The organism is Bradyrhizobium erythrophlei (genome assembly GCF_900129425.1).
GTDB lineage: Bacteria > Pseudomonadota > Alphaproteobacteria > Rhizobiales > Xanthobacteraceae > Bradyrhizobium > Bradyrhizobium erythrophlei_C.
In genome coordinates this window covers 2,444,334-2,460,828 of record NZ_LT670817.1, presented here as the reverse complement: position 1 = coordinate 2,460,828, position 16,495 = coordinate 2,444,334, and the positions used below count along the sequence as shown (strand labels likewise).

Below are 16,495 nucleotides of genomic sequence, written 5' to 3'. Positions count from 1 at the left end.
AAAAAGAAAAGAGCATGGGATGAGAAACACACTGAAAATCGCGCCGCTGTTATCTTGTCTGTTGGTGGGCCTGGTAGCCGCACCGGCGATGGCGCAGAACGCCGGCGGCCTCAAGAAGAGCGGCATCCTGGATCAACTGCTCAAGCAGACCGGTGTCTACGACAGATCCAAATCCGGCAAGATGCCGGACTTCGTTTCCGATCCCGCCTGGCCACAACCGCTGCCGCATAGCTGGCTGCTCGGGCAGATCGGCGGGCTCTATGTCGACAGCCACGACCATGTCTGGGTCTATAACCGGCCGCGCACGTTGAACGATGACGAGGCCGGGCTCGAAAAAGCCGTGCCGGGCGCCACCGACGCCAGAGGACAGCCGATTAACAGCCTCGGCTTCGTGCGGGCCGACGGCTTCGGGGCGGACTGCTGTCGCGCGGCGCCCTCGGTTCTGGAGTTCGATGCCGCCGGCAAGCTGCTGCGTGCCTGGGGCGGTCCATCGGATCCCGGATTCCTCGGCAGCAAATGCAAGGCCGAGGACGGCTGCATCTGGCCGAACAGCGAACACGGCATCTACGTCGACCAGAAGGACAATGTCTGGATCGCCGGCAATGCCGCCGCTCCCAAGGCCGGCGCCCCGCAAATACCGTGGACCACCAACAAGGCGGGCGGCGACGGCTTCATTCTGAAGTTCGACATGAACGGCAATTTCAAAATGCGGATTGGCGGGACGCCCGGCGGACCCGACAGCAACAACAGGGACGGCGGGATGAACGGCACGCCGACGCTGTACCAGCCGGCGGATATCGTGGTCGATCCCAAGACCAATCGTCTCTATGTCGCCGACGGATATGGCAATCGCCGCATCCTGATCGTCGATGCCGACACCGGCAAATATATCGGCCATTTCGGCGCCTATGGAAACAATCCGGTCGACGATGCCGGCGCCGCCGTTGCCGGCGCGTGGCCGCAAGCTTTGGCAAAGGGAGAGAAGAAGCCGGCGTTCTTTCGCAACCCGGTGCACTGCGTGAAGATCGCCGACGACGGCAAGATTTACGTCTGCGACCGCGGCAATGATCGCATCCAGATATTCGACGGCAAGGATCCCGCGCTCGGCAAAGCCTGCAGCAATCCGAATGGCGATGCGGGAAAATGCGGCTTCGTGGCGGAACGCTGGGTCAGCGACCACACCTATACCCAGCCTGTGATGCCCGGGACGGCTGTGTCGATGAACTTCTCCGCCGATAAGGCGCAAAGCTGCCTCTATGTCGGAGACAACACCAACCAGACCATTTACATCCTGAACCGCAGCAATCTGGAGCAACTGGGCCGGCTGGGACGCGCCGGCCGGATGGCCGGCGATTTCCACTGGCTGCACCAGGTCAGCCTGGACAGCAAAGGCAATATCTACACCGGGGAAGTGGACACCGGAAAACGCATCCAGAAGTTCATCCGCTACGGCGCCGAGGGTTGCAGTGGCACCGGCTCGGCGGTGGTCGGCGGCGTGCCGGCGGAAATGCAATGAGGGCCTCGCCGACTGGCGGAATTATCCGCCAGTCGTGGTGCCGTCCTCAAGCTTGTCCTGCGTCCTGGTTTCGAAATCGCTGGCGTCATGACGTTCGTGCAACTGACTTGAGAGTTCGCCCCAGGTACGGTTGACCATGCGCCCGCGCTGCACGGCCGGGCGTTCGGCGATGGCGTCGGCCCAGCGCCGCACGTTCTTGTAGTCCTGCACGGCCAGGAATTCGCCCGCATCGTAGAGCAAGGCCTTCGCCAGCCCGCCGTACCAGGGCCAGACCGCTATGTCCGCGATCGTATAGACGTCGCCTGCCAGATACGGGTTGTCCGCGAGGCGCCGGTCGAGCACGTCGAGCTGACGCTTCACCTCCATCGCGAACCGATCGATGGCGTATTCGATCTTGGTCGGCGCGTAGGCGTAGAAATGACCAAAGCCGCCGCCGAGAAACGGCGCGCTGCCCATCTGCCAGAACAGCCATGACAGGCATTCGGCGCGTGCCTGGCCGCCGCTGGGCAGCAACGCCCCGAACTTCTCGGCGAGATGCATCAGGATGGCGCCGGATTCGAAGACCCGGATCGGCGCCGGCCCGCTGCGATCCATCAGCGCCGGTATCTTGGAATTCGGATTCACCGCCACGAAGCCGCTGCCGAACTGATTGCCGTCGATGCGGATCAGCCACGCATCGTACTCCGCGCCGCTGTGACCGAGCGCCAGCAACTCTTCCAGCATCACCGTGACCTTCACGCCGTTCGGCGTGGCCAGCGAATAAAGCTGCAGGGGATGACGGCCGACCGGCAGTTCCTTATCATGCGTCGGCCCCGCTATCGGGCGGTTGATGCTGGCGAACTTGCCCCCGCTCTCCTTGTTCCAGCTCCAGACTTTGGGCGGCGTATAGGTGGATGGGTCGGTCATTCCTTCGGCTCCGGGCGTCTGAGGGTTCGTCAATGGTCACCAAATCCCCGCGATTGGCAAATCCGCATATCCGTTTTGGCCACGCGACGACACCTCGGGTCGCTATCAGAAAAATCCCGCATCAAGCTTCGATGCCACGCGTGGCGAGCACGGTCTTCATGCGCCGGGTCGCCAATTCGGGATCGGCGAGCAAGCCGGCCTTGTCGGCGAGCCGAAACAGTTCGGCGAGATGCAGGGTCGAGCGCGTGCTTTCCTGCCCGCCGATCATGGTGAAATGATCCTGATGGCCGTTGAGATACGCCATGAACACCACACCGGTTTTGTAGAATCGGGTCGGCGCCTTGAACATATGCCGAGACAGCGGCACCGTCGGCCCCAACACGTCGTGGAAACCGGCCTCGTCGCCGGCAGCGAGCCGCGACAGCGCGTAGGATGCCGCCGGCGCGATGGCATCGAAGATGCCGAGCAGCGCATGGGAAAAACCTTTCGCGTCGCCGGCGATCAGTTCGGCATAGTTGAAGTCATCGCCGGTATACATTTTCACGTTCTTGTCGAGCCGGCGGCGCATGTCGATCTCGCGTTGCATGTCGAGCAGCGAAACCTTGACGCCATCGACTTTGGCGGCGTTGGTGTTGATGACGCCGACCGCGGCGTCCATCGCCTGGTCGAGGTCAGACGTACCCCAATAATTCGCCAGCGCCGGATCGAACATGTCGCCGAGCCAGTGGATGATCACGGGCTCCGCTACCTGCGACAGCACGCGGTTGTAGACCTTGGCGTAGTCATCCGAATTGCGGCCGATCTTCGCCAGCGCGCGCGACGCCATCAGGATGATGCGGCCGCCGGCCTTTTCGACGGCAGCGACCTGCTCCTCATAGGCCCGGATCACGTCGTCGATGGTCTTTGCATCCTCCGGGGCAAGGTGATCGGTGCCGGCGCCGGAAAACACCAGCGCATTGCCCCTCGCCTTCGCTGCCCTCACTGAGCGCTGGATCAATTCCAATGACGTCGGCCAGTCCATCCCCATGCCGCGCTGGGCGGTGTCCATCGCTTCGGCGACGCCGAGGCCGAGGTCCCAGACGTGCTCGCGAAAGGCGATGGTCCTGTCCCAGTCGACGGCGGCCGACAGCCACGGATCGACCGGCGCCAGCGGATCGGACACCACATGGGCGGCGGAAAACGCCACCCGGTTGAGCGTGCCCTGGAGTTTCGACGGAAATGTCCGGGACGCCGCGAGGCGATAGGACTCGATCGACCGATCATCTCTCGGCAATTTCAGCGACAGCGACGAGACAGGCAAAACCGGTTTGTTCATGGTTCTATTCCTCACACCTTGATTGCAGCGACGCCGATTCAGCGCCGTTCGCGCCCAGTGACACCGTTCATGATCACGCCGAGACGTTTCGTCATATTGATTGCTCCTGCCGTGTTTTTGTTTTTGGCTGATGAAGCGGCGACATTGCCGACCACTCCGGATGCACACCGGTGGCGAAACCCGGTGCTGTCAGCGAGCCCGTCAGCAGATCGCCATCGTGGATCGACAGCCGGATGTTTCCATCGCTGGTGTAGAGATCGGGATGGGCGGCGAGAAACGATTGCGCCTCGGCGGCGGGGGTTTCGGCAAAGCCATCGACGTAGTGATGGCCGTTGCGTTCGGCATGGGTGACGCCGATCAGTGCGCCCAACGCCAGATCCTGCTGCACGCAGAGGCCGGCCTGACAGGTCAAGTCCTCGCCGGTGACGAAGAACTTGTCGCCGCCTGTGCTCCATTTGGCGGCGCGCGTCGCATTGACGATTGACTTGTAGATGCCCTTGCATGATTTCGAGGAAATGCCGCGATAGCCGAGCGTGCGTGCCGCGGGAAACGCATCGTAGGAATCGTCGGCTTCGTCAATGATGAAATCGCGGGCGCCGAGCGCGCCAAGCGGCGATTGCCGCGTGATGTCGCGCGGCATCGGCTGCTCGATGTAGAGCAGCTTTGCCGCAATCGGTTTGAGCGCGCTGTCGCGGTCGAGCCGGTCGACCAGCGCGCCGAGGGCTGCGAGGTCGGCATATTGTTCGTTGGCATCCAGCGTGACGCTGTAATCATGCGGCAGCGTGGCGAATTCGCCTCCGATGCGGATCAGGCGGGCGGCATCGGCCAGCGGATCGCCGTTGAGCTTGAGCTTGAAATAGCGCGCGCCGGCGTTTTCCCTGCTATCGGCGACGCCGCCTTCGCCCTCGACCTGATCGTCGAGGCCGACGGTATGCCGGATCGCGACGCGATCGAGCCGCCGACGCTGCGCCAGAAATTGCGCAATGTCGTCATCGCGCAAATCGGGCGACAGACGCGCATCGACCCCGGCGATATTTTCGGCCATGCCGTCGAAGAAATTCATCCCGACGCCGCGCAGCAGCGCATCCAGAATGGCCTTGTCGATTTCGGCAGGCCCATAAGCCGCGGCGAGCGGCGGAATATCTTCTTTGGCGCAGGCCTCGACCTGCGCCGCGATGCAACGCGCGTGCAGGCCAAACGCGGTCTCGAAGCCCCGATGTCCCAAATAGAGCCCGCGCGCGATCGTCAGCGAGCGCCGCAATTCCCAAACGGTTTCATCGGGCGAAAGATGCGCACGCTTGTCGAACCATTTCGGCACCAGCATTTCGGCGCTGGCGCCAACCGAAACGCCCTTGCCTTCGACCTCGATCTCGACGCGCACGAACGCCTGCGGCGCGGCATTGATGACCACGGCGCCAAACCGGAACGGCCGGAGAAAGCGCACCGGGCGTTCAAAAAATGCGATGTCGCGCACGGCCAGACGTAGCGGCATGGTGTCAACCTCAATCGAGCACGCTTTGGGTGAAGAAGTGCTTGCGCTGCCATTACAGAATTCGCTTTGCCTTGGCCAAAACAGGTGACCTGTCACTTGATCGTTCCGCATGAGCGCGTCGCAAAACGAAGCGGAGAGGGTCGGATGTAGCACGCCATGCGGGGTTTGAGAATGAGGGGCGGCAGGCCTGCAGGGATCGCCCGCTTGCCGCATCGGTAGCGCTGACCGCGCTCGCGTGTTTATAGTCCCTTGATGTCGATCTACGCCATGGTTTTCCGCCCGCTCGCGTTCCGGCTCGATCCGGAGACCGCGCATCATCTCGCGATGGCGACAGGCGCGCGCCTCGGCTGGGCCGCGGGGGCGATGCGGACCGCGATGTCCGTCGACGATGACAGGCTTGCAACCGACGTGGCCGGCCTGCATTTCCCGACCCCAATTGGTTTAGCCGCCGGCTTCGACAAGAGCGCCTCAGCGATCCCTGCCCTCGCCGGCCTTGGCTTCGGTTCGATCGAGATCGGTTCGGTGTCCGTCGATCCGTCCGAGGGCAACCCGAAGCCTCGGCTGTGGCGTTTACCCGAAGATGAGGGCATCGTCGTGCATTACGGCCTGCCGAACGACGGCGCCGGGGTGATCGCCAAACGGTTGGCCCGCACACGCCTGCCGGTGCCGCTCGGCATCAATCTCGTGGTCACCAATCGCGGTCCGGGTGCCCCGCCTCTGAATCCGGATCAGATTGTCGGCGAATACGTCGCTGCGGCCCAGGCGATGGCCCCGTACGCGGATTACCTGATGCTGAACCTGTCTTGCCCGAACACCGTGGACGGCCGCGATTTTTTCGCCGACCCCGGGCATCTCGATGCCTGCCTCACGGCACTTGGCGAAACCAGACTGCGGTTGCCGGCGTTTCTGAAAGTGTCACCGCTCGGCGGCATCGAAGCGATCGAACGCGTGCTGGCGGCCGCTGATGGCCGCGATTTTGTTGCCGGTTTCATGTTCAATCTGCCACCGGTCAAGCCCGGGGGAATGCGCACAGCCGAGCAGGCGCTGCGCCAGATGCCTGGCGCGGTATCCGGTCCCCCGGCGGCGGCGCTCGCCGATGACTGTATCCGCGAGACCTTCCGGCGCATGGATCGCAAGCGCCACGTTCTGATCGGCGCCGGCGGCGTATCGACCGCTGAGGATGCCTATCGCAAAATCCGCCTGGGCGCATCGCTGGTGCAACTGCTGACCGCGCTGATCTATCAGGGACCTGGCGTCGTGCGCACGATCACGAAAGGCCTTGCGCAATTGCTGGCGCGCGATGGCGTGAAGAATGTCAGGGATGTCGTCGGCGTGGATGCAGGCTAGCGTTCTCAGAATGCAGTCCGCTGCGCCGGTTCCACCAGCAGCGTGGGAATGCCGCAAGTGCCGTTGTGTACGGTGAGCACACGCGTCCCCGGCTTGCGGCCCGTGCGCACCTCCGACACATCGACGCCGGCCGACACGAGCCGCGCCCGCGTGGCATCGATGTTGGCGACGCGCCAGCTCAGGCCCCAGAGCTTGTCATGCCTATTGTCCACATCTGTGTCCTTGCCTGGCCGGTGCACGACTTCGACAATGAGATCACCGCAGCGGAAGAACATCAGCCGGCCCCAGTCCGGATGCGAACGGTCCAGCGCCATGTCGAGCCCAAGCCGCGCGCCGTAGAGCGCAGCGGCGCATTCGGGCTCGGAAGTCGAGATCACGACATGATCCATCGCGGTAACCGATGCGGCCGTGGTTCGGACCGATAGCGGGCGTTCTTTCGCCAATTCTAGGAAAAACAGCCGGACGCCGCGCGTGGCCTCGGTGGCTGCGCGGGTCCTCCTCCACGACAGGATGGCGCCTGTTGCAGCATCGCGGCTTTCGACCTCCGCAACCGGTTCCGGCTTCAGGGCGAGCCGATCGAGCCGCCGATGCATTTTCGCAATGTCTGCGGTGCGAAAGCAGATGCTCGCGAGCCCCTCGCCTTGTTCCGCAAGCACCGCTCGAATCCGATCAGCGGTCGCGCCATCGCCGCTCGGCGACATCAGCTCAAGCGTCATGTTGTCGAGCGTGAACAGCACCCGCTCGGCGCCATCGCCGGTGTTTTGCCACGCCGGCGCGAGCGCAAACAGGGTCTGGTAGGCGATCGTGCCGGCCTTGATATCCCCGAGCAGGACGACGACGTGGTCGAGCCCGGCGATCACGGGAAAAGTCCCCGCGTGACCTTCGCCGCGCGCACCTTCTCCACGCCGATCGCCATCGCGGCGGTGCGATGCGAAATCCTGTCGGCCTTGGCGCGCATCGCCATCGTGTCGAAGGCGCGATCGAGAATGTGATATTCGCGCCGCGTCACTTCCTCTTCTTCCCAGAACAGCTGCTGCAGGTCCTGCACCCATTCGAAATAGCTGACCACGACGCCGCCGGAATTGCAGAGAATGTCCGGGATCACAAAGATTTCATCCTGGCGCTTTTCCAGCACCAGGTCGGCGTCCGGCGTGGTCGGTCCGTTGGCGCCTTCCGCCAGCACCCGGCATTTGAGGTTTTCCGCGACACGGGCGTCGATCACGCGTTCCATCGCGGCGGGCACCAGCACGTCGCAGGGTAGCGTAAGGATTTGCGCCGGATCGAACGCAAGCTCATTGGAAAACCCGGCGATGCTGCCGTGCTGGCCGGCGTGCCGCATCAGCAAGGGAATATCGAGGCCGGATTTGTCGTAAAGCGCGCCGGTATGGTCGGACACCGCGATCACCTTCAGCCCGAATTCGTGCAAACCGAAGGCAGCATAGGAGCCGACATTGCCGAACCCCTGGACCACGGCGGTGGCGTTGTTCAGGTCGATCGAAAGCTGGTTCAGCACGCGCCTGGCGAGATGCGCCACGCCGCGCCCGGTGGCTTCGCGCCGGCCCAGGGTGCCGCCGGAGGCCACCGGCTTGCCGGTCACGATCTCGGTGACGGTGCGGCCCTGGTACATCGAATAGGTGTCCATGAACCAGGCCATCACCTGCTCGTTGGTGCCCATGTCTGGCGCCATCACGTCGGTGTGCGGCCCGACGAACGGAATCATCTCCTGCATATAGCGCCGCGAAAGCCCCTCCAGCTCGCGTTTGGAAATCGTCGAAAGATCGACCCGAACGCCGCCCTTGGCGCCGCCATAGGGCAAGCCGACCAGCGCGCATTTCCAGCTCATCCAGATCGCGAGCGCCGCCACCTCGCCGATATCGACGCTGGGCGCGAAACGTGTGCCGCCCTTGGTCGGTCCAAGCGTCAGGTGATGCTGCACCCGGTAGCCCTCGAACACCGCAATCGAGCCGTCGTCGCGATGGATCGGACAGGAGACGGTGATCGCCCGTTTCGGCAACAGCAGCCGTTCGCGCTCGTCCATCGGAATCGACAGATGGTTGGCGATGACCCCGAACTGGTTCACCGCCATGTCGAACACCGGACCGGAATAGACCGTCATCGTTCCCCTCCCCTTTATATTTATATATTTATCTCGCTGTCAGGAACTCGGAACAGCCGCAGGCGATCGGATCGGCGCGCCACACTGGCGATGCCCGGGAACGGTCGTAGTCTCGCCATAGGGTTATCTCAAGCAATTAAGGTGGCGGGTTTGCGAATAATTTTAGCGAATCTCCGCAGTTAACCGGTGCTAGTGTGGGGATGCCGCCGGGACCACCATCAGCGCATGACGGATCATTTATGCACGCCCTCTTCATCGGACAGACCTATATCGACGTCACCTTCATTACCGACCACATGCCGACCGGCGACGAAAAGCATGTCGCGTCCGCCTATGCGGTTTCGTTCGGCGGCAACGCCGTCACCGCGGCATTCTGCTGCGCCAAGCTCGGCATCGTGCCGGACCTGATCGCCACCGTGGCCAATGACTGGCTCGGGCGGATGTTTCAGGACATGAGCGCGAAGTACGGAATCTCGATCCATCCGCGCAAGGTCCATTCTTCGTCGCTGTCGTTCATCATGCCGAAGGACGGCAAGCGGGCGATCGTGCGCTGCCGCGACGACGAGCATATCCACCCCTTCCCGCTGCTCAACCTCGGCAGCTGCCGCGCGCTGCATGTCGACGGTCACCAGCCGGATGCCGCGATCCACTATGCCAGGCTGTGCCGCGAGGCCGGCATCCTGACCTCGCTCGACGGCGGCGGCTTGCGGACCAACACCCATGAACTGCTGGAGTTCATCGACGTCGCCATCGTCGCCGAGCGGCTCTGCGAGCAGATGGACCTGACGCCCGAGAAGATGCTGGACTATCTCAGGAGCCGCGGCTGCCGGGTCGGCGGCGTCACCATGGGAGAGCGCGGCCTGCTCTGGTATGACGAGGCCGGCAAAACCCACACGCTTCCCGCGCTTCCGATTCCGCGCGAGCGCGTGCTCGACACCAACGGCGCCGGCGACGTGTTCCACGGCGCCTATGTCTATTCTTACCTCGCCAATCCCGACAAAAGCTGGCACGAGCATTTCGAATTTGCGCGTGCGGCCTCGACCTACAAAATCCAGCGCCTCGGCAACGAGGCCGGATTGCCGGCGCTGCCCGACATCGAGGCGGTCAGGCAAGAGTTCGAAGTCCGGGCGTAATCAGCTCTCCCTCGGGGATAAAGCATGGGCCGCGTTTTCGTTGCCGGCAGCATCAATATGGACGTGGTGGCGATGGCCGACCGGCATCCCAGGATCGGCGAAACCGTCGCCGGCAAGGCGGTAGGTTACTTTCCCGGAGGCAAGGGCGCGAACCAGGCGGTCGCGGCGGCCAAACTGGGCGCGCCGACGACGCTGATCGGCCGGCTCGGCAACGACGCGTTCGGCGATCAGTTGAAGACGTTCCTCGCCGCGCAGCGCGTAGACCTGACGTTTGTGCGGGAAACAGCCGGTGTGCACACGGGAACGGCGATCATTACCGTCGCGAGCGCCGATAACACCATCGTCGTCGTGCCCGGTGCGAACGCGTCGGTGACGCCGGCCGACCTGGAGGCGCCTGCGCTTGCGAGGGGCGATATCGCGGTCAGCCAGTTTGAAATTCCATTGCCGACTGTGAGCGCCTTTTTCAAACGAGCCCGCGCGGCGGGCGTGAAGACCATCCTCAATCCGGCGCCTGCGATCGAAGTCGGCGCCGAATTGTTCGATCTCGTCGATATTCTCATTCTCAATGAAACCGAACTTGGCCTGCTAGCCGGGACCGAGCTTCGCGACACCGATGATCCCGCGCGGTTGATTGCAGCCGCACGATCGTTGCAGACCGGCCCCAAAATCATCTGCGTGACCCTGGGCAAGCGCGGCGCGCTGGCGCTGGTTGACGGCGAAACGCTCGTCATTGCGGGCCGTGCGGTGAAGGCCGTCGATACCACCGGCGCCGGGGATTGCTTTGTCGGCGCGGTCGCGGCCCAGCTTGCCGGCGGAAAATCAATTGGCGATGCGCTTGCTTACGGCAACGTCGCCGCATCGATCTGCGTGCAGCGGATGGGCGCGGCGCCGTCGATGCCGACGTCGGCGGAGGTTGAGGCGCTACTCTCCCATTGAAGCGTGATGAGATCAGGTTAGATTGAGCCGCGACACACCGGAAGGTTTACCTCTCCCATAGGGAGAGGTGAAGGGCACACCGATTCAAATTAAAACCGTCTTGCTCTGGTCGCCGAGGCGAACGCGGGATTCATAACTATCGGACTTCGTGGTTGGAAAGTATCTGCCACGTTTGCCCTAACGCGAGGCCGCAGCGTATGGGTCCCGGCGTTCGCCAGGACGACGAAAACATTGGCTTACGCCAGCGCTGCCTTCAAATCGAAGCTCAGATCCGCCGCCTGTTCCGGTTCGATCGAGCGGTTCAGGCCAAGAATTTTCCGTCCGAACACGTGGTCCGAGCCGCGATTGATCGACTCGACGCCGACGAGTTGTCCGGCCTTGTAGCAAAATGCGGAGAACGATCGCTGCGCACGGTCGCCGCGCACCACCACGCGATCGTAGCCGGTGGTCAGCCCCGCGATCTGAAGCTTGTCCTCGCCCTGGTCGCTCCAGAACCACGGCTGGCCGTCATAGGTCCTGGCATCGCCGGTCAGCCGCGCCGCCACGCAGCGCGCGTGATCGGTGGCGTTCTGCACGGATTCCAGCCGCAACGACCCGCCGAAGCGCGGGCTTTCAAACAGCGCGCAGTCGCCGATCGCCGAGATATCCGGATCCGATGTCAGCAATTGCTCGTCGACGATGATTCCTGCCGCGACCGGCAGGCCGGCTTCTGAGGCCAGTTCGACATTGGGCAGGACACCGACGCCGACCACGACGAGGTCGGCCGGTATATGGCGGCCGTCGCTCAGGCTGACACCGGTCACATGGGTGCCGTCGCTCTCGATGCTGGTGGCCTGCACGCCGAGATGAATGCGAATTCCCGCCGCGGTGTGGCGAGCCTGAAAAAATTCCGAGATCTCCGCGGTCACCGCGCGCGCCATGACGCGCGCGCCGAGTTCGACCACGTCCACCTCCAGGCCCTTGGCCCGGGCGGTGGCGGCGAATTCCAGGCCGATGAAACCCGCACCGATGACAACGACGCGCTGGCCTGACGATATTTGTTGCCGCAAGGCCTCGCTTTCATCCAGCGTCCGCAGATAGCGCACGTCTTCGAGGTTGGCGTTGGGGATGTCGAGCAGCCGATTGCGCGCGCCGGTCGCCAGCACCAGATGCCCATACTCCAGCGATGCGCCGGAGGCGAGCAGCAGTTTGCGCGCGCCGCGATCGATCGAGACCGCGCGATCGGCGATCAACTCGATGTTCTGCTCGCGGTAGAATTTGTCGGGCCGGAACATCAGGCTATCAGGAGCGCCGGCGCCTTTCAGATAGGCCTTGGACAAAGGCGGCCGCTGATACGGCAGATGCGCCTCGTCGTTGATCAGGCAAACGCGCTCGCCGTAGCCATGCTGCCGTAGCGATGCCGCGATCTGGAATCCGGCATGGCCGGCGCCGGCGATCAGAACTGTTCCCTGCGCCATGGGTTAGACCGGCACGATGCGCAGCGGCAGGGTGTCGAGCCCGCGCAGCGTGTTGTTCAGCCGCGGCGTCGGCTCGCCCGTCAGTTCGAACGACGCGACGCGTTTCGTCAGTGCGCCGAAGATGGCCTCGCTTTCGAGCCGCGCCACCGCCTGTCCGACACAGCCGTGAATGCCGGTGCCGAACGTCATATGCCCGGTCGCACGGCGCCTGACGTCGAAAACATCGGGCTTGTCCCAGCGGCGTGGGTCGCGGTTGGCGGCCGCAAGAAACAACAGCACCTTCTCGCCGTCGCCCAGTCGCACACCGGCGACGTCGACAGTTTTGGTCGTGGTCCGAAAGAATGTCTGCACCGGCGCCTCAAAGCGCAGCACCTCCTCGAAGGCGCCGCGAATCAAATTCGGGTTTTCACGAAGAATGGACCATTGCTCCGGATGACGGGCAAAGCAATACAGCGCGTTGCCGAGCCCGTAGACCGTGGTATCGATGCCGGCAGACAGAAACGAGCGCACCAGCATCCCCGCTTCGGGTTCCGACAACTCGCCGGAATCGACGGCTTCGAAAATCTGCATTCCCAGTCCGCCCGGCGCCAGCGCCGCGCGGCTGCACTTCGACATGATCCAGTCACGGACGGGACCGGCATTGGCCGTCGCCCGGTCGAACAGATCGTTGCGGGGGCCGAAGGAGTTGAACACCATGCTGCCATAGGGCAGCAGATTTTCCCGGCCATCCTCGGAAATTCCTACCGCGTCCGGAAATACCTTTAGCGAATAGGCTTCGGCGAGATCGGCAACGCCGTCGAATTCGCGCTGCTCGACCAGCCGGGCGACCAGCAGTTCCGCCTCCCGCTCGAACATGTCCCTCAGGATCCTGATCGCTGCAGGCGAGAGAATTCGCGTCAGCACGGCACGCGTGCGCGTGTGCAGCGGCGGATCGGCTTCCAGAATGATGCTTGGCGGACGCCACGGCGGTTCCTTCCGGAAATCGCTCAAGCCGACGCCGGCCGACGAGCAATAGGTCTGCCAGTCGATCAGGGAATCGCGGACCTCCTGATGCCGGGCCATCGTCCATATCCCGTATTGCTCGAGCCACACCACCGGGCCGGCCTCGCGCAGCGCCTCGTGATGCGGATAGGGATCACGCAGGAATTCATGCGAAAACGGATCGATGGCGGAGACCGGACGGTCGGCTGTCGTATCCATCATGACCATGCGTGCTCCGTTTCCGGCTGTTGCAATGCAGTGATCCGCCTCGCCGCTTGGTCGCATTTTGCAGCCTCCGCCGGGGATTGTCACCTCTTGCCTTCTGCTATTTAAATGCTCCGCGATCTTCCAGCCACGGGGTCCTTCCATGTCGACACCTGCTGCAGCCTCCCTGCCCGACGATCCGGCGCTACTTGCGATCGACGGGCCGATCGCCACCATCACGCTCAACCGGCCCAGCGCCTTCAACTCGATCGATCTGTCGATTGCGAAAAAGCTGGAACAGCTTGGCGCGGCAGTTGAGGCGTCGGATGATATCCGCGTGCTGGTGATTGAGGGCGCAGGCCGGGCGTTTTCCGCCGGCGGCGACCTGCAAACCATTGGCGCTGCGGCGGCAGCCGATACCATCGCCCCCGTGGTCGGCGAACTGCTGAAACACTACCACGCGTTCATCGAGACGGTGCGGCGGATGCCGAAGATCGTGCTCTCCAGCGTTCACGGCTCCGCGGCCGGCGCGGGAATGGGCCTCGCATTCGTCGCTGACCTCTGCATCGCCGCCGACGATGCCCGCTTCACGCCGGCCTATGCCAAGATCGGCGTGTCGCCGGACGGCGGCAGCACCGTCGGCATGGTCGGCACCGTCGGCGTCCGCCGGAGCTTGCAGATCTTTCTCGGCGAAGACAGCTTTTCCGCGCAGCAGGCCTATGATTGGGGTTTGGTCGCAAAAATAGTTCCATCGGCAGAACTGAAGGCGGCCACGCGAAAATTCGCAGAAAGGCTGGCGCAGAATCCGCCGGCCGCTATCGCCGGCACCAAAGCATTGGTCTATCAGGCGGCCGTCACCTCGACCCGGCAGCAACTCGACGCCGAAGAAGAGAAAATCATCGACGCCATGCACACGGATGAATTCCGCGTCGCGGTGAAGAAATTTATGAGCAAATCGAAGGCAACGTGAAACAGCCCGCGGCGCCGGCTACATAATTAGTCGTCATCATCCGCGAAAGCGGATGATCCAGTACGCCGCGGCCTTTCGACTCAACTCGCCGCCTCTGAGTACTGGATGCCCCGCGTTCGCGGGGCATGACCACTGTGTTTGTGTCCGCACTTTCACTCCGGGCAAATGTACCCCGTCCCCGCCGGCGACTTGAAGCAGCCGACCGATTCCGGAATCACATGCTTCGGCAGCCACAGCACCACTTTCGGGAAATAGATCGTGAAGCAGATCGTGACCAGGAACACCACGTAGATCGGCAGCGCCGCGCGCAGCGCCTTGCCGAAACTGACGCCGACGAATTTCGAGGCCATCAGCAGCACCAGCCCGTAGGGCGGCGTGATCAGGCCGAACGCCAGGGTGGCGATCAGCACCACGCCCATATGCACGCCGTTGATGTTGCCGGCCTGCGTCAGCGCATTCACCAGCGGCATGAAGATGATGATGGTCGGCACCGGCTCGATGAAATCGCCGACCACGGTGAACAGCAGCACCAGCAGCAGCATCATGTAATGCGGGTCGTTGCCGGCGATCGAGGTGATCCAGTCGGCGATCACGATGGCGCCGCGCAGATAGGCCAGCATCCAGCCGAAGGCGTTGGCGGCGCCGATCGTGATCAGCGGCAGCGAGAAGATCAGCCCGGCCAGGCAGAAGTCGTAGGGAATCTTTCGCAAGTGCCCGCGATTGAGCGCGGGGATGACGACCGCGATGATATAGACCACCGCGACGACACCGGCCTCGGTCGGCGTGAACCAGCCGGTGAGAATGCCGCCGAGCAGGATCACCGGAATCATCAGCGGCAACGCTGCATCTCCGGCCGCGAAGGCGATCTGACGAAACGGCGCCCGCGGCTTGCGCATGCCGGAGGGGCCGAAGAAATAGCAATAGATCATCAGCCCGAAGCCGATCATGAAGCCGGGCACCACGCCGGCCATGAACAGCCCTGCGATCGAGACATTGCCGACCGCGCCATAGACCACCGCGGTGATGCTCGGCGGCACCAGGGCGGCGATGGTCGAGGCGGATGCGATGATCGCCGCGATGAAGGCGGGCGTGTAGCCCTCCCGCTTCATCGGGCCGCCCAGCGCCCGGCTCATGACCGCGACGTCGGCGGTGGTCGAGCCCGACATCTCCGAAAAGAACATGCTGAAGACCACGACGACCTGCGACAGCCCGCCCCTGATGTGCCCGACCAGCGACAGCGACAAATTGGCGATCCGCACCACGACGTTGGCCGAACTCATCAGCTCGCCGACCAGCAGGAAAAACGGAATCGCCAGCAGCGCCTCGGAATCCACGCCGTCGAAAATCTTCTGGACGATCGCCGCCAGCGAAACGTCGGTCAGCAGCGCGCCCACAAACACGCCCGCCATCAGCGAGAACGGCACGGGCACGCCGAGATAGCCGAAGAACAGGAAGCAGAACGACATCAGCGCCAGAATGACCGGTGCGCTCACGGCCGGGCCCTCATCCGGATGCTGGCATCGACCGGCGGGATCGGAAGACCCTCGTCCGGCGGTTCGGGATGGTCAAATCCGTTGCGGATGCCGTTGACCAGTTGCTCGATCGTGAACAGCGCGATCAGCGCGCCGGCCAGCGGAATCGCGGCATAGAGCGAGGCGATCGGCGTGCCCGACGGCAGCCGGAAACTGCCGAACCCCCGGAGATAGTTGATATAGCCGAACCAGATCAGGCAGAACGCCACGCCGAGAACCACGAGCCGGATAATGATCTCGACGATCAGCCGCGGCGTACCGTGCAACGCCTCGGAGATCGCGGTCAGGTACAGATGATCGTTGCGCCGGGTGGCGACCGCGGCGCCGATGAAGATCGCGTAGATGAACAGCGTGGAAGTGACTTCCTGCAGCCACAGCCAGGGATGGCCGATGGTGCGCGTGATGATGTCGAACATGACCGACAGCGAGAAGCCGAAACACAACACGCCGCAGATGATCATCAGGACCAGTTCGAGCCAGTCCAGCGACCGCCATTTCAGATGATGCTGCCGTTGCAGCACCAGTTTGTCGGCGATGGTCATCGGCTCTCCTGAATGATCGGCATTCCCTCGTCACGCCCGGGCTTGTCC

The 16,495-nt window shown here is 63.4% G+C and carries 14 protein-coding genes; 5 read left to right on the top strand and 9 right to left on the bottom strand.

What is annotated here, in order from left to right:
- Positions 1-19: 19 nt before the first annotated feature.
- Positions 20-1,516, top strand: coding sequence for a hypothetical protein (locus B5527_RS11490; RefSeq protein WP_154072175.1), 1,497 nt, complete (start codon positions 20-22; stop codon positions 1,514-1,516).
- Between the two features lie 21 nt (positions 1,517-1,537).
- Here the strand turns inward: B5527_RS11490 and yghU are convergent, their stop codons facing one another.
- From yghU to B5527_RS11475, 3 genes are all read right to left on the bottom strand, one after another.
- The gene (gene yghU / locus B5527_RS11485) at positions 1,538-2,422 is read right to left on the bottom strand and encodes a glutathione-dependent disulfide-bond oxidoreductase (RefSeq protein WP_079601385.1); all 885 of its coding nucleotides are present in this window, start codon (positions 2,420-2,422) and stop codon (positions 1,538-1,540) included.
- Positions 2,423-2,543: 121 nt separating this feature from the next.
- Positions 2,544-3,737, bottom strand: coding sequence for a dihydrodipicolinate synthase family protein (locus B5527_RS11480; RefSeq protein ID WP_079601384.1), 1,194 nt, complete (start codon positions 3,735-3,737; stop codon positions 2,544-2,546).
- Positions 3,738-3,828: 91 nt separating this feature from the next.
- Positions 3,829-5,229: a hypothetical protein gene (locus B5527_RS11475; RefSeq protein WP_079601383.1), complete on the bottom strand. Its 1,401-nt coding sequence runs from the start codon at positions 5,227-5,229 to the stop codon at positions 3,829-3,831.
- Between the two features lie 267 nt (positions 5,230-5,496).
- On the opposite strand from B5527_RS11475, the gene B5527_RS11470 reads away from it, so the two are divergent.
- Positions 5,497-6,576: a quinone-dependent dihydroorotate dehydrogenase gene (locus tag B5527_RS11470; RefSeq protein WP_197689299.1), complete on the top strand. Its 1,080-nt coding sequence runs from the start codon at positions 5,497-5,499 to the stop codon at positions 6,574-6,576.
- Between the two features lie 5 nt (positions 6,577-6,581).
- Here B5527_RS11470 and B5527_RS11465 read toward each other — a convergent pair whose 3' ends face one another.
- Positions 6,582-7,436, bottom strand: a complete 855-nt coding sequence (locus B5527_RS11465; RefSeq protein ID WP_079601382.1) for a VOC family protein — start codon at positions 7,434-7,436, stop codon at positions 6,582-6,584.
- Positions 7,433-8,692, bottom strand: coding sequence for a Glu/Leu/Phe/Val family dehydrogenase (locus B5527_RS11460; protein ID WP_079601381.1), 1,260 nt, complete (start codon positions 8,690-8,692; stop codon positions 7,433-7,435). Before B5527_RS11460 ends, B5527_RS11465 begins: the two co-directional genes overlap by 4 nt.
- A gap of 239 nt (positions 8,693-8,931) precedes the next feature.
- Between B5527_RS11460 and B5527_RS11455 the strand changes: the two genes are divergently transcribed.
- Positions 8,932-9,825 carry a sugar kinase gene (locus tag B5527_RS11455; RefSeq protein WP_079601380.1) on the top strand — a complete coding sequence of 298 codons (894 nt, stop codon included), beginning with the start codon at positions 8,932-8,934 and terminating at the stop codon, positions 9,823-9,825.
- A 24-nt stretch (positions 9,826-9,849) separates the two neighbouring features.
- A complete protein-coding gene (gene rbsK / locus B5527_RS11450) occupies positions 9,850-10,761 on the top strand; it encodes a ribokinase (RefSeq protein ID WP_079601379.1) in 912 nt (303 codons plus the stop codon).
- 236 nt (positions 10,762-10,997) lie between these two features.
- Here rbsK and B5527_RS11445 read toward each other — a convergent pair whose 3' ends face one another.
- Both B5527_RS11445 and B5527_RS11440 read right to left on the bottom strand, forming a co-directional pair.
- Positions 10,998-12,218 carry an NAD(P)/FAD-dependent oxidoreductase gene (locus B5527_RS11445; protein WP_079601378.1) on the bottom strand — a complete coding sequence of 407 codons (1,221 nt, stop codon included), beginning with the start codon at positions 12,216-12,218 and terminating at the stop codon, positions 10,998-11,000.
- 3 nt (positions 12,219-12,221) lie between these two features.
- Entirely contained in the window at positions 12,222-13,421 is a 1,200-nt protein-coding gene (locus B5527_RS11440) for a cytochrome P450 (RefSeq protein WP_245332585.1), read from the bottom strand.
- A gap of 145 nt (positions 13,422-13,566) precedes the next feature.
- On the opposite strand from B5527_RS11440, the gene B5527_RS11435 reads away from it, so the two are divergent.
- A complete protein-coding gene (locus B5527_RS11435; protein WP_079601377.1) occupies positions 13,567-14,373 on the top strand; it encodes an enoyl-CoA hydratase/isomerase family protein in 807 nt (268 codons plus the stop codon).
- A gap of 152 nt (positions 14,374-14,525) precedes the next feature.
- Here the strand turns inward: B5527_RS11435 and B5527_RS11430 are convergent, their stop codons facing one another.
- Both B5527_RS11430 and B5527_RS11425 read right to left on the bottom strand, forming a co-directional pair.
- Positions 14,526-15,866, bottom strand: coding sequence for a TRAP transporter large permease (locus tag B5527_RS11430; RefSeq protein WP_079601376.1), 1,341 nt, complete (start codon positions 15,864-15,866; stop codon positions 14,526-14,528).
- The gene (locus tag B5527_RS11425; RefSeq protein ID WP_079601375.1) at positions 15,863-16,447 is read right to left on the bottom strand and encodes a TRAP transporter small permease; all 585 of its coding nucleotides are present in this window, start codon (positions 16,445-16,447) and stop codon (positions 15,863-15,865) included. Before B5527_RS11425 ends, B5527_RS11430 begins: the two co-directional genes overlap by 4 nt.
- Between the last annotated feature and the right edge of the window lie 48 nt (positions 16,448-16,495).